The following is a 20,048-nucleotide window of genomic DNA, read 5'->3' on the forward strand; positions in this document are numbered from 1 at the left end:
AGTTTTTTAAATCGACAGGGAACATATTGTGCGAGGCGGCTAAATCAGTGGATTGACTTTGTTTTTGCCAGTGGCATGATGCGCACGAAATCTGAACTTCCTCACGGTTTTTAACCCATGACCACCTATACCCGGCCAGTGCTGCTGTTGCTCTGTGGCCTGCTTCTGTTGACCCTGGCGATCGCAGTGTTAAATACGCTCGTCCCGCTGTGGCTCGCCCATGAAAACTTACCGACCTGGCAGGTAGGTATGGTCAGCTCGTCCTTTTTTACCGGGAACCTGCTGGGTACGCTGGTGACCGGGAGCCTGATCAAGCGCTTTGGCTTTAACCGCAGCTATTATCTGGCCTCGCTGATTTTCGCTGCCGGGTGTGCGGGGTTGGGCCTGATGGTCGGCTTCTGGAGCTGGATGGCATGGCGCTTTATCGCCGGTGTTGGCTGCGCGATGATTTGGGTGGTCGTTGAAAGTGCGCTGATGTGCAGCGGCACCTCCCGCAACCGCGGTCGCCTGCTGGCTGCCTACATGATGGTTTATTACGTCGGCACCGTGCTGGGACAACTGATGGTAAGCAAGCTGCCAACCGACCTGATGAGCGTTCTGCCGTGGGTAACGGGTATGGTGCTGGCCGCGATCCTGCCGCTGCTCTTTACGCGCATTGTGAACCAGAACAGCGAACACCAGGAAGCAACCCACGTCTGGCCGATGCTGAGACTCCGTCAGGCGCGGCTGGGCGTTAACGGCTGCATTATCTCGGGGATTGTACTGGGCTCACTCTATGGCCTGATGCCGCTCTATCTAAATCATCAGGGCGTCAGCGACTCCGGGATCGGTTTCTGGATGGCGGTCATGGTGAGTGCAGGGATCGTCGGGCAATGGCCGATTGGCCGACTGGCGGACCGTTTCGGTCGTCTGCTGGTACTGCGTGTTCAGGTCTTCGTGGTGATCCTGGGATGTCTAGCCATGCTCAGCAACGCCGCGATGGCGCCTGCACTGTTTATTCTCGGGGCCGCCGGCTTTACGCTCTATCCGGTCGCGATGGCCTGGGCCTGTGAGAAAGTAGAACATCACCAGCTGGTGGCAATGAACCAGGCGCTGTTACTGAGCTATACCATCGGCAGTTTATTAGGGCCAACGTTTACCGCGATGCTGATGCAGAATTACTCTGATAATTTATTGTTTATCATGATCTCCAGCGTATCGTTTATTTATCTCTTAATGCTGCTGCGCAAAGTGGGCGAACATCCTACGCCTGTGGCACATGCCTGATTAAATAAAAGCCTGTCGATGACAGGCTTTTTTGTCCCAGTCACAACTAAGAGTTTTACTTATTGTTTGTTTATTGCGCCAGGCGATAATTCATGTGAGTCCTACCACTATAAGGCAGCAATCATGTCTATTCGTCGTTTTTCCGCTACCGCACTTGCCGTAGTGTTGTCTTTAACGTTTGCAACGGCTCCGGTCATGGCTAATCCTGGAAACGGGAATGGCAATGGTCACGGAAACGGCGGCGGACAGGGTAATAGCGGCAGTCATGGTAACGGAAATTCTGGTAACCATGGCAATAAGAAAAATAACGGTCAGGATAACCCTGGAAAATCGGATAAGAGCGTTAAAAGCAGTAAAGATGTCGGTAACGATGTTGATGCTCGCGTGAGTTTCGATCATGCCCGCCATCTGGCGCTGAATTATGGCCTAACGGGCTATAAGTCTCTGCCTCCGGGTATCGCGAAAAACCTGGCGCGCGGCAAGCCGTTGCCTCCGGGTATTGCGAAGAAAACCGTGCCGGCCTCTATGCTGGGCCAGCTTCCTTCCTATCCAGGCTATGAGTGGCGGGTAGTGGGTGACGATCTGGTCTTAATTGCGCTGAGTACAGCCATTGTGACGTCCGTGATTAACGGCGTCTTTAAATAGAATATAAAAAAGCCCGGTTTTCACCGGGCTTATCTTTAATACATCACCTTATGGCCGTACTGCTCAAGAATGCCTTTGACGCGTTCCATCGTCTCTTTCTTCGGCGGCTTCACGCCATCGAGCTTGTACTCTTCACCCATGGCCACCCATTTGTGTTTACCCAGCTCGTGATAGGGCAGAAGCTCGATTTTCTCGACGTTGCCCATGTCGCGGGTGAATTCCCCCAGGCGGTGCGCGGAGTCGTCGTCATCTGACCAGCCTGGCACAACCACGTAGCGGATCCAGGTTTTGATGCCTTTATCGGCAATGTATTTGGCAAACTCCAGCGTGCGGTGGTTGGAGACGCCCACCAAGTTCTGGTGGATCTCATCGTTCATCTGTTTGAGATCGAGCATGACCAGATCGGTCACCTCCAGGAGTTCGTCAATAACGGGATCGTAGCGGCGTACAAAGCCGTTAGTGTCCAGGCAGGTATGAATGCCTTCTTTGCGGCAGGCACGGAACCAGTCACGAACAAACTCTGCCTGAAGAATGGCTTCACCGCCGGATGCGGTTACACCGCCGCCAGACGCGTTCATAAAGTGACGGTAGGTCACCACCTCTTTCATTAAATCTTCAACGGTCACTTCTTTGCCGCCGTGCGTATCCCACGTGTCGCGGTTATGGCAATACAGGCAGCGCATCAGGCAGCCCTGGAAAAAGGTGATAAAGCGGATACCTGGGCCATCGACAGTGCCACAGGATTCAAAGGAGTGAATGCGACCAATAATTGACATTGCGGTGATATCTCCAGCATCGGCCCGTCCGGGGCCTGTGTATGCACAGCTCAAAACCGGCTGTGTTAAGTCTGTTTTGGCTGTTATCCATTAAGTATAGATAGCGGACAAAAGAGACTGAGGTGGAGAGAGTGCTAAAAAGGCCCCACTTGCGTGGAGCCTTTATTGTACGCTTTTTAACGCGTGATTTCAGTCAATTCCACTTACATGGACTGAGTGAAAGTACGGGTGATAACGTCCTGCTGCTGTTCTTTAGTCAGGGAGTTAAAACGTACTGCGTAGCCGGATACACGGATGGTCAGCTGAGGATATTTCTCAGGGTGTTCCATCGCGTCGAGCAGCATTTCACGGTTCATCACGTTCACGTTCAGGTGCTGACCACCTTCGATGGACGCTTCGTGGTGGAAGTAACCATCCATCAGACCCGCGAGGTTAGTTTTACGCACTTCGTCGTCTTTACCCAGCGCATTTGGAACGATAGAGAAGGTGTAAGAGATACCATCTTTAGCGTAAGCAAACGGCAGTTTAGCAACGGAGGTCAGAGAGGCAACAGCACCTTTCTGGTCACGACCGTGCATTGGGTTAGCACCTGGGCCGAATGGCGCGCCAGCACGACGACCGTCTGGGGTGTTACCGGTTTTCTTACCATACACAACGTTAGAGGTGATGGTCAGAACAGACTGAGTCGGGATAGCGTTACGGTAAGTAGTCAGTTTCTGAATTTTCTTCATGAAACGTTCTACCAGGTCAACCGCCATGTCATCAACGCGTGAATCGTTGTTACCGAACTGCGGGTATTCGCCTTCGATTTCGAAGTCTACAGCCAGGCCGTCTTCGTCACGAATTGGTTTAACTTTCGCGTATTTGATTGCAGACAGGGAGTCAGCAGCAACGGACAGACCTGCGATACCACACGCCATGGTGCGGATAACGTCACGGTCGTGCAGCGCCATCAGAGAGGCTTCGTAGCTGTACTTGTCGTGCATGTAGTGGATAACGTTCAGTGCAGTGACGTACTGTTTAGCCAGCCAGTCCATGAAGTGATCCATGCGGTCCATGACTTCGTCGAAGTTCAGGACGTCGCCTTTGATCGGCTCAGACTTAGGACCAACCTGCATTTTCAGTTTTTCATCAACGCCGCCGTTGATTGCGTACAGCATGGTTTTCGCCAGGTTTGCACGCGCACCGAAGAACTGCATTTGTTTACCAACAACCATTGGGCTTACGCAGCAAGCGATAGCGTAATCGTCGTTGTTGAAGTCCGGACGCATCAGGTCATCGTTCTCGTACTGCAGAGAAGAGGTGTCGATAGACACTTTAGCGGCGAATTTCTTGAAGTTCAGAGGCAGTTTTTCAGACCACAGAACGGTGATGTTCGGCTCCGGAGAAGGACCCATGGTGTACAGGGTGTTCAGGAAGCGGAAGCTGTTTTTGGTTACCAGAGTACGGCCATCAACGCCCATACCGCCGATAGATTCAGTTGCCCAGATTGGGTCACCGGAGAACAGCTCATCGTATTCTGGGGTACGCAGGAAGCGAACCATACGCAGTTTCATGACCAGGTGGTCAATCATTTCCTGAGCGTCTTGCTCGGTGATTTTGCCTGCTTTCAGGTCACGTTCGATGTAAGCATCCAGGAAGGTGGATACGCGACCGAAGGACATCGCTGCACCGTTCTGAGACTTAACTGCGGCCAGGTAGCCGAAGTAGGTCCACTGGATAGCTTCCTGTGCGTTGGTAGCAGGACCAGAGATATCGCAGCCGTATTTAGCCGCCATCTCTTTGATCTGACCCAGCGCGCGGTGCTGTTCAGCAATTTCTTCACGCAGACGGATAGTCGCTTCCAGGTTCACGCCGTTTTCCAGGTCAGACTGCAGGGAAACGAACTGCGCGTACTTGTCTTTCATCAGGAAGTCGATACCGTACAGTGCAACGCGACGGTAGTCACCGATGATACGACCACGGCCATACGCATCTGGCAGACCAGTCAGAACGCCAGATTTACGGCAGTTCAGAATGTCTTTGGTGTAAACATCGAATACGCCCTGGTTGTGGGTTTTGCGGTATTCGGTGAAGATTTTTTTCAGCATTGGGTCCAGCTCGCGGTTATACGCTTTGCAGGAACCTTCAACCATTTTAATACCACCGAACGGGATGATTGCGCGTTTCAGTGGTGCTTCAGTCTGCAGACCAACGATTTTCTCAAGGGCTTTGTTGATATAGCCAGCATCGTGAGAAGTGATGGTGGAAGCAACGGAGGTGTCGAAATCAACTGGCGCGTGAGTGCGGTTTTCCAGTTTAACGCCTTCCATTACGCTGTCCCACAGCTTGGTGGTCGCGTCAGTTGCGCCAGCCAGGAAGGATTCGTCACCTTCATACGGGGTATAGTTTTTCTGAATGAAGTCACGTACGTTTACTTCATTCTGCCAGTCACCTTTCGCAAAACCTTCCCAGGCTGTGGCTAACTTTTCATTAAGCTCGGACATGTAACACCTACCTTCTTAAGTGGATTTTTTATTTACTGCCTGAGAAAACCATCAATGATGATCGTCGCCACGCAGGTAAATGACCCAGTATGTCAACCCAACTAACAGACCCCCACCGATAATGTTCCCGATAGTGACAGGGATCAGGTTATCAGTAATGAAATTCATAATAGTCAGGTGAGAGAAACTTTCCGGGGATGAACCAACTGCGGTCCAGAACTCCGGGCTTGCAAAGTCGCGGATGACAATACCCATTGGGATCATGAACATATTCGCGATACTGTGCTCAAAGCCGCTGGCAACAAACATCGCAACTGGCAGAACCATAATTAAGGCTTTGTCCATCAGGCTGCGACCCGAGTAGCTCATCCATACAGCCAGGCAGACCATCAGGTTAGCGAGGATGCCGAGAGCAACGGCTTCGATAAATGTGTGGTGCATTTTGTGGTCGGCAGTTTGCAGGACGTTGAGCCCCCAGCCACCGTTGGCGGTCATGTACTCGCCAGAAAGCCACATCAACAAAACAAAGAGCAGACAGCCAACCAGGTTACCCACGTAGACGTTAAGCCAGTTACGCGCCAGCTGACCCCAGGTAATTCTTCCGCTGGCTTTCGCTACGACAATCAGCACCGTTGAGGTGAAGAGGTCGGCACCGCAGATAACGCAAAGAATCAGACCCAGTGAGAAGCAAATACCGCCAATCAGTTTAGCCATGCCGAAAGGCATTCCAGCAGTACCGGTGGTGGCAGTGATGTAGAAGACGAAAGCGATAGAGATGAACACACCAGCCGTGATCGCCAGATAGAACGTCTTCATCGGGTGTTTCGTTGCTTTATAGACACCTGCTTCTTCGGCAACTTTGGCCATCGCAGCAGGGAGTAAAAGATCAAAAGGGTTGTCAGCTTTCACACTAACTCTCTCTTTATTAAGTCGGCGACGAGATACTAACAAAGCATTATAGAAGAGAAATTGATATAGATCATATCTCGCCTGGCTTATAGGCCCGCAGTGTGTATGGTTTTACAACAAATGCGGAGTAAGTATTTGATTATCCGTATAAAAATAAATTTTAAAAATTATGAAAAGAGTTGAATTTTTTCGTTCGGCCACCTCTAAAACAGTTAATTAATATGGAGTATTTACCATAAAAAGTAACAGTAAAGCCCGGGTTAATATTATTATATTTACCCATGTTTAACTTTATTATTACAATCAACAATCATTGCCGAAGAAAATAAAAAACGGGGCAATGAAATTGCCCCGTAATATAGCCCAGACGATTGAATACGCCTACTGCTGCTAATGTTATGTGCGCTTATTTTGACCAGTAAGCGGCTTTTGCTTTCTGCAGTTTTTCATAGGCGTTCAGCAGCGACTGGTGCGCCGGGAAGGCTTTCAGATCGCTATCAACAACCTGAAGACCATAGAACGGCTCTTCGCCACTCAGGGCCGCACTGGCCGCTTCTACCGCCTCAGCACCGTACATCCGTACGAAGGCATTCAGATATTGCAGCGGCTCGCGATCGTCTTCCTGTGCAAGCAACAACAGCGTTTGCAGGCAGCGGTAATAGTTGGTGCGCTCGGCAGAGAAGACCGACTGGTTGAATTCCATGGTCCACTCGGTCCAGGCCAAGGCCTGATCCAAATCGCCACCCGCCAGGGCCAGCATGGCTTTCAGCTCACCGATGCGCAGGGTATACCAGCCGTTGTCTTTACCGGTAGCCAGACCCAGGAGTTCGCGTACGCGGGTGAAGTCATCGTGACCTTCTTCGTCCAGTTGGGCGATCAGGTTCAGATAATCTTCTTTCTCCCATTCGCTGCCCGGCAGAGCCAGCAGCGTCTCGCGCAGATGCGCGCCCATGCTGTTATTCGCCAGCCACAGATCTTCAGCCGGGTAGATGTCGGACATACCTGGCACCAGAATACGGCAGGCGTAGACGCCAAGGTGTTCGTAGTCGGCAATATAGACTTCCTGATCTTCCGCGTCGAAGATCGCCATCAGCGTGGCGAACTCTTCTTCAGTGGTACCGGCAAAGCTCCAGTCCACGAACGGATAGTCTGCGTCCTGCTTAAACATATCCCAGGAGATCAAACCGCTGGAGTCGATGAAGTGGGTTTCGAGGTTGGTATGCTCGGCCACTTCTTCATCGTCAAACGTTGGCGGGGTGAACACGTCGAGATCTTTCAGACTACGGCCCTGCAGCAGTTCGGTGACGGTACGTTCCAGCGCCACGCCGAAGTCAGGGTGCGCGCCGAAGGAGGCGAAACAGGTGCCGTTGGTCGGGTTAAACAGCACGACGCAGATAACCGGGTATTTACCGCCCAGCGAGCCGTCATACGCAAAGATTGGGAAACCTTCTGCTTCCAGTTTGGCGATGGATTCCACCACGCCCGGGTAGCGCGCCAGCACGTCTGCCGGAATTTCAGGCAGGCTGATAGATTCGGCAATAATGCGGTTTTTGATGTGACGTTCGAAGACTTCGGAAAGACCCTGCACGCGCGCTTCATTGCGGGTGTTACCGGCGGACATACCGTTGGAGACATACAGGTTGCCGACGATGTTCATCGGAATATAGACGGTTTGCTCATCAGACTGACGGGTAAACGGCAGGGCGCAGATACCGCGCTCGTCGTTGCCGGACTGCAGATCGATCAGCATGCTGGCGGTCAGTTCGTTTTCCGGATCGTAGAAGGCACGCAGGCGCGCGTCGAGGATCCCTTCCGGCAGTTCGTCATCTTCGGTCAGTGGGAACCATTTTTCGTTTGGATAGTGAACAAACGGGCCGTTAGCAATGGTTTCGCCCAGCCAGAAGTCAGCGAAGAAATAGTTGGTGGACAGACGCTCAAAATACTCACCCAGCGCAGAGGCCAGTGCCGCTTTTTTTGTTGCACCTTTACCGTTGGTAAAGCACAGGGCACAGTCTTTATCGCGAATATGCACGGACCAGACATGAGGCACCGGATTGAGCCAGGAGGCTTCTTCGATGTTAAAGCCCAGGTCGGTCAGTTTCTGCTGGAAGCGAGCGATGGAATCTTCCAGGGCGGCGTCTTTGCCGGGGATAAATGTTTGAGTCATGGCGTTCACTTTTATCGTACGTAAAGCGCGCAATGATACGGGTTTTGCGTGACAGGTGCTATTTTCGGCGAAAATAAATGCCTGAGCTATGCTTATAGCCAGTAACCTACTGTAAGGCATAGAAAAATGAAAGCTTTCGATCTCCATCGGATGGCGTTTGATAAAGTCCCTCCCGAGTTTTTAGGCGAAGTCGCTCTGCGCAGTCTGTATACCTTCGTCCTGGTCTTTCTGTTTCTCAAGATTACGGGCCGTCGTGGCGTCCGGCAGATGTCGCTCTTTGAGATATTGATTATCCTGACGCTGGGATCCGCGGCGGGTGACGTTGCCTTCTATGATGATGTGCCAATGGTGCCGGTGTTTATTGTCTTTGTCTCACTGGCGCTTATTTACCGTCTTGTCATGTGGCTGATGTCGAAAAGCGAAAAGCTGGAAGACCTGCTTGAAGGGAAGCCGATTGTTATCGTCGAGGACGGCCAGCTGGCCTGGGAAAATGTAAAAAGTGCCAACATGACCGAGTTTGAATTCTTTATGGAGCTACGCCTGAATAGCGTGGAACAGCTCGGGCAGGTACGTCTGGCAATAATGGAAACCAACGGGCAGATCAGCGTTTATTACTATTCTGACGAGGACGTCAAGCCCGGTCTCTGTATTTTACCGGACATGCTGATCGAACGTTTCAGAACGGTTCCTGAAGCTGGCGACTATGCTTGCATACGATGCAGCCACGTGGTTGCGATGCAGCCGGGCGATCGTCAATTATGCCCCCGCTGCGCAAATCCGGAATGGTCAAAGGTTAGCCGGGCCAAACGGCTTACCTGACAGCCATTTTGTCGGTTTTGTCCTGGCGAGGCGGTAGATTGTTTTGTGTGACGCGGGACACATTTCGCCGGCCATAAGTTTTAGACATTGCGGCGCGTGTCACTGAATGATAAAACCGATATCCACAGTTATAACTTATGGCTTTTAGCGTGGTGAGGGGAAATGGCTCAAGTCTTTAATTTCAGTTCAGGTCCGGCAATGTTACCGGCAGACGTGCTTAAACAGGCCCAACAGGAACTTTGTGACTGGAACGGTCTCGGTACGTCGGTGATGGAAATCAGCCACCGGGGTAAAGAGTTTATTCAGGTGGCGGAAGAGGCAGAAAAGGATTTTCGCGATCTGCTGAATATTCCCTCGAACTACAAAGTATTGTTCTGTCACGGCGGCGGACGCGGTCAGTTTGCAGGTGTACCGCTGAATATCCTCGGTAACAAAACGACGGCTGACTATGTTGACGCGGGTTACTGGGCGGCAAGTGCCGTTAAAGAAGCGCATAAATACTGCACGCCAAATGTTATCGACGCCAAAGTGACCGTTGACGGTCTGCGTGCCGTTAAGCCAATGAGCGAATGGCAGCTTTCTGATAATGCAGCGTATCTGCACTACTGCCCGAACGAAACCATTGACGGGATTGCCATCGACGAGACGCCAGACTTCGGCAGCGATGTCGTGGTTGCCGCGGATTTCTCCTCCACCATTCTGTCTGCGCCAATTGATGTCAGCCGCTACGGTGTTATCTATGCGGGCGCGCAGAAAAATATTGGTCCGGCCGGTTTGACTATCGTCGTCGTGCGTGAAGACCTGCTGGGGAAAGCGCATAAATCTTGTCCGTCGATTCTCGATTACACCGTGCTGAACGATAACGATTCTATGTTCAACACTCCACCAACGTTTGCGTGGTACCTCTCCGGTCTGGTGTTCAAATGGCTGAAGCAAAACGGCGGTGTGGCGCAGATGGACAAAGTTAACCAGCAGAAAGCTGAACTGCTGTATGGCGTCATCGACAAGAGCGATTTCTACCGTAACGATGTCGCGAAAACCAATCGTTCGCGCATGAACGTGCCGTTCCAGCTGGCAGACAGCAACCTGGATAAAGTCTTCCTGGAAGAGTCCTTCGCGGCCGGCCTGCATGCGCTGAAGGGACACCGTGTTGTTGGCGGTATGCGCGCCTCCATCTATAACGCGATGCCGCTGGAAGGCGTTAAAGCTCTGACCGATTTCATGATCGACTTTGAACGTCGCCACGGTTAATTACGCTGTTTTCACCCCCGTAGCCCTGCTGCGGGGTTTTTATTATGTTGATTTGAGAGTTTAGTTTTCATGGAATCCCTGACGTTACAACCTATCGCGCGGGTAGATGGCACCATCAATCTGCCTGGTTCAAAAAGTGTCTCGAACCGCGCTCTGCTGCTGGCAGCTCTGGCAAACGGCACCACTGTCCTCACAAACCTGCTGGATAGCGATGACGTACGCCACATGCTCAATGCGCTGAAAGCGTTGGGAGTTCAATACACGTTGTCTGACGACCGCACGCGTTGCGAAGTGACCGGCAACGGCGGTGCACTGCGCGCGGGTGAAGAGCTGGAACTGTTTCTGGGCAACGCAGGTACCGCAATGCGTCCTCTGGCGGCAGCCCTGTGTCTGGGCAGCAACAATATTGTGCTGACCGGCGAGCCGCGCATGAAAGAGCGCCCGATTGGTCATCTGGTGGATGCGCTTCGCCAGGGCGGCGCGCAGATTGCGTATCTGGAGCAGGAAAACTACCCACCGCTGCGTCTGCGCGGAGGTTTTACCGGCGGTCACGTTGAGGTTGACGGCAGCGTCTCCAGCCAGTTCCTGACGGCACTGCTGATGGCCGCGCCGCTGGCGCCGCAGGACACGGTTATCACAATTAAAGGTGAGCTGGTCTCCAAACCGTATATTGATATCACGCTGCACCTGATGAAGACCTTCGGCGTTGAGGTGGAAAACCAGTCTTATCAGCGCTTCGTGGTGCGCGGGGCACAGCAGTACCAGTCGCCGGGCAACTACCTGGTTGAAGGGGATGCGTCATCCGCGTCCTACTTCCTGGCCGCGGGTGCGATTAAAGGCGGCACGGTAAAAGTGACCGGTATTGGCCGAAACAGCGTGCAGGGCGATATCCGTTTTGCTGATGTACTTGAGAAAATGGGCGCGGTTGTGACCTGGGGCGATGACTTTATCTCCTGTACCCATGGCGAGCTGAAGGCTATTGATATGGATATGAACCATATCCCGGATGCGGCGATGACCATTGCAACGGCAGCCCTGTTTGCGAAAGGCACCACGACGCTGCGTAACATCTATAACTGGCGCGTGAAAGAGACCGACCGCCTGTTCGCGATGGCAACCGAACTGCGTAAAGTGGGGGCTGAAGTGGAAGAGGGCGAAGATTACATTCGCGTCACACCACCCGCCAAACTGCAGTTTGCAGAAATAGGGACCTACAACGATCACCGTATGGCGATGTGTTTCTCGCTGGTGGCGCTGTCCGACACGCCGGTTACCATTCTTGATCCGAAATGTACGGCGAAAACCTTCCCTGACTACTTTGAGCAACTGGCGCGCATTAGCACGCTGGCCTGATGATGTTTTGCCGCATCATCTGATGCGGCATTTCCTTACGTTTCCTGACGAACACTTCCGTTCATTTCTTCTACACTCTGCTTCAATCATTCCGTAATTTGCACGCAAAGGTAACAGTTGCGCACGTTGGCGCGTATAATGCGCGGCGTTCATGTAAACGGTATGCCTTATTTAAGGAGAAAAAGATGACGGCAGTTGCCCCGGTAATCACCATTGATGGTCCGAGTGGCGCAGGGAAAGGTACTCTGTGCAAAGCGATGGCGGAAGCATTGCAATGGCATCTTTTAGATTCGGGAGCAATCTATCGCGTGCTGGCTCTGGCAGCGCTGCATCACCATGTGGATGTTGCGTCTGAAGAAGCGCTGGTCCCGCTGGCTGCGCATCTGGATGTGCGTTTTGTCTCGACCGATGGCAACCTGGAAGTCATCCTGGAAGGGGAAGACGTAAGTGGCGAAATTCGTACTCAGGAAGTCGCGAATGCGGCCTCTCAGGTTGCAGCATTCCCGCGCGTTCGCGAGGCGTTGTTACGCCGTCAGCGCGCTTTCCGTGAAGCCCCGGGTCTGATCGCCGACGGACGCGATATGGGAACCGTGGTATTCCCTGATGCGCCAGTGAAAATTTTCCTTGACGCCTCTTCTGAAGAACGCGCTCAACGCCGCATGCTTCAGTTGCAGGAGAAGGGGTTTAGTGTTAACTTTGATCGCCTTTTATCCGAGATAAAAGAGCGTGATGACCGCGATCGTAACCGCGCCGTCGCCCCACTTGTTCCTGCAGAAGATGCATTAGTTCTGGATTCAACCAGTTTAACTATTGAGCAAGTGATTGAAAAAGCGCTACAATATGCGCGCCAAAAACTGGCACTCGCGTAATCGCGACCGATTTAGCAGTACCCCCGCTGCAATGGATTGACGGCGGGTATGTGAAACAACCCCATCCGGCACGGAGCCAGGTGGACGTTAATATTAACCTGAAGATTAAACATGACTGAATCTTTTGCTCAACTGTTTGAAGAATCCTTAAAAGAAATCGAAACCCGTCCGGGTTCCATCGTTCGCGGTGTTGTTGTTGCTATCGACAAAGACGTAGTACTGGTTGACGCCGGTCTGAAATCTGAGTCCGCCATTCCGGCAGAGCAGTTCAAAAACGCCCAGGGCGAGCTGGAAATTCAGGTTGGTGACGAAGTTGACGTTGCTCTGGACGCAGTAGAAGACGGCTTCGGTGAAACCCTGCTTTCTCGTGAGAAAGCGAAACGTCACGAAGCATGGATCACGCTGGAAAAAGCTTACGAAGAAGCTGAAACTGTGGTCGGTGTTATCAACGGCAAAGTTAAAGGCGGCTTCACTGTTGAGCTGAATGGTATTCGTGCGTTCCTGCCAGGTTCTCTGGTAGACGTTCGTCCAGTCCGTGACACCCTGCACCTGGAAGGCAAAGAGCTTGAGTTCAAAGTAATCAAGCTGGACCAGAAGCGTAACAACGTTGTTGTTTCCCGTCGTGCTGTTATCGAGTCCGAAAACAGCGCAGAACGCGATCAGCTGCTGGAAAACCTGCAGGAAGGCATGGAAGTCAAAGGTATCGTTAAGAACCTCACTGACTACGGCGCATTCGTTGACCTGGGCGGCGTTGATGGCCTGCTGCACATCACCGACATGGCGTGGAAACGCGTTAAGCACCCAAGCGAAATCGTGAACGTGGGCGACGAAATCACTGTTAAAGTGCTGAAGTTCGACCGCGAGCGTACTCGTGTATCCCTCGGCCTGAAACAGCTGGGCGAAGATCCATGGGTAGCTATCGCTAAGCGTTACCCAGAAGGTACTAAACTGACTGGTCGCGTTACCAACCTGACTGACTACGGCTGCTTCGTTGAAATCGAAGAAGGCGTTGAAGGTCTGGTGCACGTTTCCGAAATGGACTGGACCAACAAAAACATCCACCCATCCAAAGTTGTTAACGTTGGTGATGTAGTGGAAGTAATGGTTCTGGATATCGACGAAGAACGTCGTCGTATCTCCCTGGGCCTGAAACAGTGCAAAAACAACCCATGGCAGCAGTTCGCGGAAACCCACAACAAGGGTGACCGTGTTGAAGGTAAAATCAAGTCTATCACTGACTTCGGTATCTTCATCGGCCTGGACGGCGGCATCGATGGCCTGGTTCACCTGTCTGACATCTCCTGGAACGTTGCAGGCGAAGAAGCAGTACGTGAATACAAAAAAGGCGACGAAATCGCTGCGGTTGTTCTGCAGGTTGACGCAGAGCGTGAGCGTATCTCCCTGGGCGTTAAACAGCTCGCAGAAGATCCGTTCAACAACTGGGTTGCACTGAACAAGAAAGGCGCAATCGTAAACGGTAAAGTGACTGCAGTTGACGCTAAAGGCGCAACCGTAGAACTGGCTGACGGCGTTGAAGGTTACCTGCGCGCTTCTGAAGCTTCCCGTGACCGCGTTGAAGATGCCACTCTGGTTCTGAACGTAGGCGACGACGTTGAAGCTAAGTTCACCGGTGTTGACCGTAAGAACCGTGCAATCAGCCTGTCTGTTCGTGCTAAAGACGAAGCTGATGAGAAAGATGCAATCGCAACTGTTAACAAACAGGAAGATGCAAACTTCTCTAACAACGCAATGGCTGAAGCTTTCAAAGCAGCTAAAGGCGAGTAATATCAAGTTCTCAGCATCATTTGAGCTGTAATGCATTTACAGCGTGAAGGATGAGGAGCAAACTTGACAGATTGCAGGATTCGTCCTGTAATCAATAACAAAGGGCGGCTACGGCCGCCCTTGTTTAATGAGCTGTTCAGCTAATTGGTTTGAAAGGAACCGGAGGAATCATGACCAAGTCAGAATTGATTGAAAGACTTGCCAGTCAGCAACCGCATATCCCTGCCAAGGCAGTGGAAGATGCCGTAAAAGAGATGCTGGAGCATATGGCCTCCACTCTTGCCCAGGGCGAGCGCATTGAAATCCGCGGTTTCGGTAGTTTTTCTCTGCACTATCGTGCTCCACGCACCGGGCGTAACCCGAAAACGGGTGATAAAGTCGAGCTGGAAGGTAAGTACGTTCCGCACTTTAAGCCGGGTAAAGAACTGCGCGACCGCGCCAATATTTACGGTAACTGAGTTTAGCCATCGGGTTAAACTGGGTTCGAAAGAAAGCACCTGCGGGTGCTTTTTTTGTCTTTATCGATTCAATTCTGAAGAAACCGCGCATTTTCCATTTCGTTTTCTGCAAACCAATAAAATCAATACAGCGCTTGCTGTAAAACGCATTTTTCTCAACTGACGGCTCACCCTGCCTGCCGGCATACTGCCTTTCCTGAGACAGGGAGGTAGTCATGAGAATTCCCGCTATTAGCGTCTGTGCCATTCTGGCGATAACTCCGTTACTCTGGTTACCTGAACTGCCACCACGCTATTTCGTGTGGATAATGATTGTTGGCGGAATAGGGCTGGCCGCGCAGCGGCGCGTACGACTGAAATATGTGGGGATCGGTTTATTATTTTGCGTATGGGGAATTCTTGCCGCTCAAGAGAGCGTCTGGCCGATGCAACATTTAACGTCAGATGCTGTACATGCTGAGGTAGAGATCACCGCCACTGATGGTTCAACAATGCATCAGGGAAAGATTATCAGCGTCGATGGCCAACGCGGGTGGACATCGGCTGGCGTAACATTGTATGGCAATGCACTGCCGCAAAAGGTTTGTGCCGGCCAGCGCTGGGCCATGACGCTCAGACTTAGGCCTGTACATGGAGAATTAAATGACGGGGGCTACGATCTTCAGCGAAGCGCGTTTGCCCAACATCAAACACTGAGTGGGCGCTTCACCCATGCGGAACTCGTCGATGGACGCTGTAGCCTGCGTGCTCAATACCTGATGTCACTGCAAAACCGGCTTTCTTCTTATCAATGGGGGGCGGTTATCCTTGGGTTGGGGATGGGAGAACGTCTGGACGTACCCCAGGAAATAAAAGACCTGATGCGGGAAACCGGCACACTCCATCTGATGGCAATTTCAGGACTGCATATTGCGATGGCAGCATCCATCGCCTGGCTACTCGCACGTGGGTTCCAGTTTTTATTACCCTGCCACTGGATCCGCTGGCAGATGCCTCTGCTGGCTGGGGTGGTTTTTGCTGCCTTCTACGCCTGGCTTACTGGTCTGCAACCCCCGGCATTGCGAACGGTTACCGCCATTACTATGCTGGCGGCGTTGCGGATCGCCGCCCGTCAATGGTCCCCCTGGGAGATCTGGTTTTGCTGTGTTGCGGCGATCCTGCTAATCGATCCATTAGCTGTGCTTTCACAGAGTCTGCTCTTGTCAGCCTTTGCGGTTGCCGCACTGATTTTCTGGTTTCAGTGGTTGCCTCTTCCTCACGGACACCGGGCTCGCTGGATGCGGCCGCTACTGAATCTGCTTTATCTTCAGATAGGAATGCTGCTGTTGCTCATGCCTTTGCAGGTCCTGATTTTCCATGGCTTCAGCATCTCTTCCCTGGTTGCGAATCTCTTTGCCGTTCCCCTGGTGACATTGGTCTCTGTCCCGCTGATCCTGCTCGGTATGCTGCTTCATCTGCTTCCACTGACGGCCCTGGAAAGTACCATCTGGTTTGTAGCCGATAAGTCTCTGGCGGTATTGTTGTGGCTGCTGATGCGCCTGCCTGATGGCTGGCAAAATGTGGATCAACGCTGGCAGTCCCTCACATTACTCCCCTGGCTTATCATTGTTGGCTGGCGGTTTCGTGCCTGGAACAGTGTTCCTGCCGTTTGCCTGGCTGGAAGTGTCATACTCACATTTCCCCTCTGGCGAACGGCAAAAAGCGATAGCTGGACGTTACATATGCTGGATGTGGGGCAGGGCCTGGCAATGGTTATTGAAAGACAGGGAAAAGCGATTCTCTATGATACCGGGCTCGCCTGGCCAGGTGGCGATAGTGCGCAGCGGTTAATTATTCCGTGGCTCCGCTGGCATCACCTGCGACCAGAAGGCGTAATTCTCAGTCACGAGCATCTTGACCATGCGGGAGGGCTGGTATCGCTGCAAAAAACATGGCCTGATTTGTGGATAAGAAGTCCATTACGCCAGGCAGGGCATCATCCCTGTTTTCGTGGGCAGAGATGGATTTGGCAGGGGTTGACCTTCGCCGTCCATTGGCCACCTGAAAATTATCCTGCTCAAGGAAACAACCACTCCTGTGTGGTAAAAATTGACGACGGCGAGCAGAGTGTTCTGCTGACAGGGGACATTGAAGCGCAAGCGGAACAGGCAATGCTTAGCCATTACTGGCGTAATGTGACGTCTACACTCATACAGGTACCCCATCATGGCAGTAAGACGTCTTCTTCATTGCCACTGGTTCAACGGGTAGAAGGGCAAATTGCCCTGGATTCGGCGGCACGCTATAACGCATGGCGATTTCCGTCGGCGAAAGTGGTTCGACGTTATCGAAAAGAGGGATATATCTGGCACGATACCCCCCATTCTGGACAAATATCGGTGACATTTTCGCAACATCGCTGGCAAATCCTGCGCTTGCGAGAGCAATTTTTACCACGTTGGTATCATCAGTGGTTTGGCGCGCCCGTAGATAACGGGTAGAATATGCGGCTATTTCAACAAATGCTGGTTTTTTGAATGCATAACGACAAAGATCTCTCCACGTGGCAAACCTTCCGCCGACTCTGGCCGATGATTGCGCCCTTTAAACCAGGCTTGATCGTGGCGGGTGTAGCGTTAATCCTCAACGCAGCCAGCGATACTTTTATGCTATCGCTTCTCAAACCGTTACTGGACGACGGTTTTGGTAAAACGGATCGCTCAGTGTTGCTATGGATGCCTCTGGTGGTTATCGGACTGATGATCTTACGCGGCATCACCAGCTATATCTCCAGCTACTGTATTTCCTGGGTATCAGGGAAAGTGGTTATGACTATGCGTCGCCGTCTGTTCAGTCACATGATGGGCATGCCGGTCTCATTCTTTGATAAACAGTCGACCGGGACGCTGCTGTCTCGCATTACCTACGACTCAGAACAGGTTGCCTCCTCGTCATCAAGCGCACTGATTACCGTTGTGCGTGAGGGCGCGTCGATTATCGGCCTGTTCGCGATGATGTTCTATTACAGCTGGCAGCTGTCGATCATCCTTATCGTTCTGGCACCGGTGGTTTCTATTGCGATTCGCGTCGTCTCAAAACGTTTCCGCAATATCAGTAAGAATATGCAGAACACCATGGGGCAGGTGACGACCAGTGCAGAACAGATGCTGAAAGGACATAAAGAGGTGTTGATTTTCGGTGGTCAGGAAGTCGAAACCCACCGCTTTGACAAAGTCAGCAACAAAATGCGCCTGCAGGGGATGAAAATGGTGTCGGCCTCTTCAATCTCTGACCCTGTTATTCAGCTGATTGCCTCTCTGGCACTGGCATTCGTTCTGTATGCGGCAAGCTTCCCTAGCGTGATGGAGACGCTGACGGCGGGTACTATCACCGTGGTCTTCTCCTCGATGATTGCTCTGATGCGTCCACTGAAATCGCTGACAAACGTCAATGCCCAGTTCCAGCGTGGGATGGCTGCTTGTCAGACTCTCTTCAGCATTCTGGATTCCGAGCAGGAGAAAGATGAAGGTACACGCGTGATTGAGCGCGCCCGTGGCGATGTCGAATTCCGCAATGTCACTTTCGCCTATCCTGGCCGTGAAACTCCGGCCCTGCGCAACATCAACCTGACCATTCCGGCGGGGAAAACCGTTGCACTGGTTGGTCGTTCCGGTTCAGGTAAATCGACCATTGCCAGCCTGATCACCCGTTTCTATGATATTAACGAAGGTGAGATTCTGTTGGATGGCCATGACCTGCGAGAGTACACCCTGCAGTCGCTGCGTAACCAGGTTGCGCTGGTCTCACAGAACGTGCATCTGTTCAACGATACTGTTGCAAACAACATTGCTTATGCTCGCACTGATGAATACAGCCGCGAGCAGATTGAAAACGCCGCGCGTATGGCGTACGCAATGGACTTTATCAACAAGATGGATAACGGACTGGATACCATAATCGGTGAGAACGGGGTGCTCCTCTCCGGTGGGCAGCGTCAACGTATCGCCATTGCGCGTGCGCTGCTGCGCGATAGCCCAATTCTGATCCTTGATGAAGCGACCTCGGCGCTGGATACGGAATCGGAACGCGCGATTCAGTCAGCCCTGGATGAACTGCAAAAGAACCGTACATCGCTGGTGATTGCACACCGTCTGTCGACTATCGAGCAGGCTGATGAAATCGTCGTGGTTGAAGATGGCATCATTGTTGAACGCGGAAGTCATACTGATTTGCTGGAGCACCGTGGTGTTTACGCCCAGCTTCATAAGATGCAGTTTGGCGCATGATTGCACGCATCTGGTCCGGTGAATCGCCGCTGTGGCTACTGCTTCTGCCGCTCTCCTGGCTGTACGGCCTGGTGAGCGGCGTCATTCGTCTTCTTTATCGTCTGGGGCTCAAACGCGCATGGCGCGCGCCGGTTCCGGTAGTGGTTGTCGGTAACCTCACCGCCGGTGGCAACGGTAAAACGCCAGTCGTTATCTGGCTGGTGGAACAGTTGCAAAAACGCGGTATACGCCCCGGCGTAGTGTCGCGCGGGTATGGCGGCAAGGCAACGCATTACCCACTGCTGCTGACGGATGAAACATCGACTGCTGAAGCGGGTGATGAACCGGTTTTAATTTACCAGCGTACCGGCACTCCGGTTGCGGTTTCTCCGGTGCGCAGCGACGCCGTGCAGGCACTGCTTGCAGAACATGCGGTACAAATCATCATCACTGATGATGGTCTGCAGCATTATGCTCTGGCGCGTGACAAAGAGATTGTGGTTATTGATGGCGTTCGTCGTTTTGGCAATGGCTGGTGGCTGCCGGCCGGGCCGATGCGCGAACGCGCTTCACGTCTGAAATCCGTAGATGCGGTCATTGTGAATGGCGGTGTGGCAAAAACGGGTGAAATCCCTATGCATCTCCATCCTGGTCTGGCGGTGAATTTGCAGACCGGGGAACGCCGGGAAGTTGCACAACTTCCCGCCCTGGTGGCGATGGCCGGTATTGGCCATCCTCCACGTTTCTTCACGACGCTGGAACAGTGTGGCGCACAGCTTGAAAAATGTGTGCCGCTGGCGGACCACCAGGCGCTGGTGGAACAGCAGGTCGATGCCCTGACTATGCCGGGACAGACGCTGATCATGACCGAAAAAGATGCGGTGAAATGCCGTGCCTTTGCAAAAGAAAACTGGTGGTACCTGCCGGTTGACGCTGAACTCAGCGGCGAGCAACCGGAACAATTACTCAAGGAACTGATCGCGTTGGTGAAGTGAAGGCTTACGCGGTTCTGGTGGCGCT

Annotated in this window: 16 protein-coding genes; 11 read left to right on the forward strand and 5 right to left on the reverse strand. The window is 52.4% G+C overall.

What is annotated here, in order from left to right; all coding sequences use genetic code 11:
• The first annotated feature begins 117 nt into the window (after positions 1-117).
• Positions 118-1,266, forward strand: coding sequence for an MFS transporter (locus AAHF05_RS07240; protein WP_129325307.1), 1,149 nt, complete (start codon positions 118-120; stop codon positions 1,264-1,266).
• Between the two features lie 123 nt (positions 1,267-1,389).
• A complete protein-coding gene (locus AAHF05_RS07245) occupies positions 1,390-1,911 on the forward strand; it encodes an anti-virulence regulator CigR family protein (RefSeq protein WP_129325309.1) in 522 nt (173 codons plus the stop codon).
• A gap of 35 nt (positions 1,912-1,946) precedes the next feature.
• On the opposite strand, the gene pflA is transcribed toward AAHF05_RS07245, so the two are convergent.
• The 4 genes from pflA to ycaO form a co-directional block, all read right to left on the reverse strand.
• Positions 1,947-2,687: a pyruvate formate lyase 1-activating protein gene (gene pflA, locus AAHF05_RS07250; protein ID WP_010429226.1), complete on the reverse strand. Its 741-nt coding sequence runs from the start codon at positions 2,685-2,687 to the stop codon at positions 1,947-1,949.
• Between the two features lie 203 nt (positions 2,688-2,890).
• Positions 2,891-5,173, reverse strand: coding sequence for a formate C-acetyltransferase (gene pflB / locus AAHF05_RS07255; RefSeq protein ID WP_127730263.1), 2,283 nt, complete (start codon positions 5,171-5,173; stop codon positions 2,891-2,893).
• Between the two features lie 51 nt (positions 5,174-5,224).
• Positions 5,225-6,082 carry a formate transporter FocA gene (gene focA / locus AAHF05_RS07260; RefSeq protein WP_008499974.1) on the reverse strand — a complete coding sequence of 286 codons (858 nt, stop codon included), beginning with the start codon at positions 6,080-6,082 and terminating at the stop codon, positions 5,225-5,227.
• A gap of 406 nt (positions 6,083-6,488) precedes the next feature.
• The gene (gene ycaO, locus AAHF05_RS07265) at positions 6,489-8,249 is read right to left on the reverse strand and encodes a 30S ribosomal protein S12 methylthiotransferase accessory factor YcaO (RefSeq protein ID WP_129324395.1); all 1,761 of its coding nucleotides are present in this window, start codon (positions 8,247-8,249) and stop codon (positions 6,489-6,491) included.
• A gap of 126 nt (positions 8,250-8,375) precedes the next feature.
• On the opposite strand from ycaO, the gene AAHF05_RS07270 reads away from it, so the two are divergent.
• From AAHF05_RS07270 to ihfB, 6 genes are all read left to right on the forward strand, one after another.
• On the forward strand, positions 8,376-9,068 hold the full coding sequence (locus tag AAHF05_RS07270) for a DUF421 domain-containing protein (protein WP_374936447.1): 693 nt from the start codon (positions 8,376-8,378) through the stop codon (positions 9,066-9,068).
• Between the two features lie 162 nt (positions 9,069-9,230).
• Positions 9,231-10,319: a 3-phosphoserine/phosphohydroxythreonine transaminase gene (serC, locus tag AAHF05_RS07275; protein ID WP_129324397.1), complete on the forward strand. Its 1,089-nt coding sequence runs from the start codon at positions 9,231-9,233 to the stop codon at positions 10,317-10,319.
• Positions 10,320-10,388: 69 nt separating this feature from the next.
• Entirely contained in the window at positions 10,389-11,672 is a 1,284-nt protein-coding gene (gene aroA / locus AAHF05_RS07280) for a 3-phosphoshikimate 1-carboxyvinyltransferase (protein ID WP_129324398.1), read from the forward strand.
• A gap of 185 nt (positions 11,673-11,857) precedes the next feature.
• Positions 11,858-12,541, forward strand: coding sequence for a (d)CMP kinase (gene cmk, locus AAHF05_RS07285; protein WP_013097305.1), 684 nt, complete (start codon positions 11,858-11,860; stop codon positions 12,539-12,541).
• 111 nt (positions 12,542-12,652) lie between these two features.
• The gene (gene rpsA, locus AAHF05_RS07290) at positions 12,653-14,326 is read left to right on the forward strand and encodes a 30S ribosomal protein S1 (RefSeq protein WP_008499966.1); all 1,674 of its coding nucleotides are present in this window, start codon (positions 12,653-12,655) and stop codon (positions 14,324-14,326) included.
• Between the two features lie 170 nt (positions 14,327-14,496).
• Positions 14,497-14,784 (forward strand): integration host factor subunit beta, encoded by a 288-nt coding sequence (gene ihfB / locus AAHF05_RS07295; RefSeq protein WP_008499965.1) that lies wholly within the window; start codon positions 14,497-14,499, stop codon positions 14,782-14,784.
• Here ihfB and AAHF05_RS07300 read toward each other — a convergent pair.
• Positions 14,735-15,001 carry a hypothetical protein gene (locus tag AAHF05_RS07300; RefSeq protein ID WP_129324399.1) on the reverse strand — a complete coding sequence of 89 codons (267 nt, stop codon included), beginning with the start codon at positions 14,999-15,001 and terminating at the stop codon, positions 14,735-14,737. The two genes, ihfB and AAHF05_RS07300, sit on opposite strands and share 50 nt — an antisense overlap.
• On the opposite strand from AAHF05_RS07300, the gene AAHF05_RS07305 reads away from it, so the two are divergent.
• The 3 genes from AAHF05_RS07305 to lpxK are packed head-to-tail and all read left to right on the forward strand — an operon-like array spanning position 15,000 to position 20,023.
• Positions 15,000-17,264 carry a ComEC family protein gene (locus tag AAHF05_RS07305; protein WP_129324400.1) on the forward strand — a complete coding sequence of 755 codons (2,265 nt, stop codon included), beginning with the start codon at positions 15,000-15,002 and terminating at the stop codon, positions 17,262-17,264. The genes AAHF05_RS07300 and AAHF05_RS07305 overlap by 2 nt on opposite strands.
• Before the next feature lie 36 nt (positions 17,265-17,300).
• On the forward strand, positions 17,301-19,049 hold the full coding sequence (gene msbA, locus AAHF05_RS07310) for a lipid A ABC transporter ATP-binding protein/permease MsbA (protein ID WP_028019244.1): 1,749 nt from the start codon (positions 17,301-17,303) through the stop codon (positions 19,047-19,049).
• Complete coding sequence (lpxK, locus tag AAHF05_RS07315) at positions 19,046-20,023, forward strand: tetraacyldisaccharide 4'-kinase (RefSeq protein ID WP_028019243.1); 978 nt, start codon at positions 19,046-19,048, stop codon at positions 20,021-20,023. Before msbA ends, lpxK begins: the two co-directional genes overlap by 4 nt.
• Positions 20,024-20,048: the final 25 nt, after the last annotated feature.

Source organism: Enterobacter adelaidei (genome assembly GCF_041937165.1).
GTDB lineage: Bacteria > Pseudomonadota > Gammaproteobacteria > Enterobacterales > Enterobacteriaceae > Enterobacter > Enterobacter adelaidei.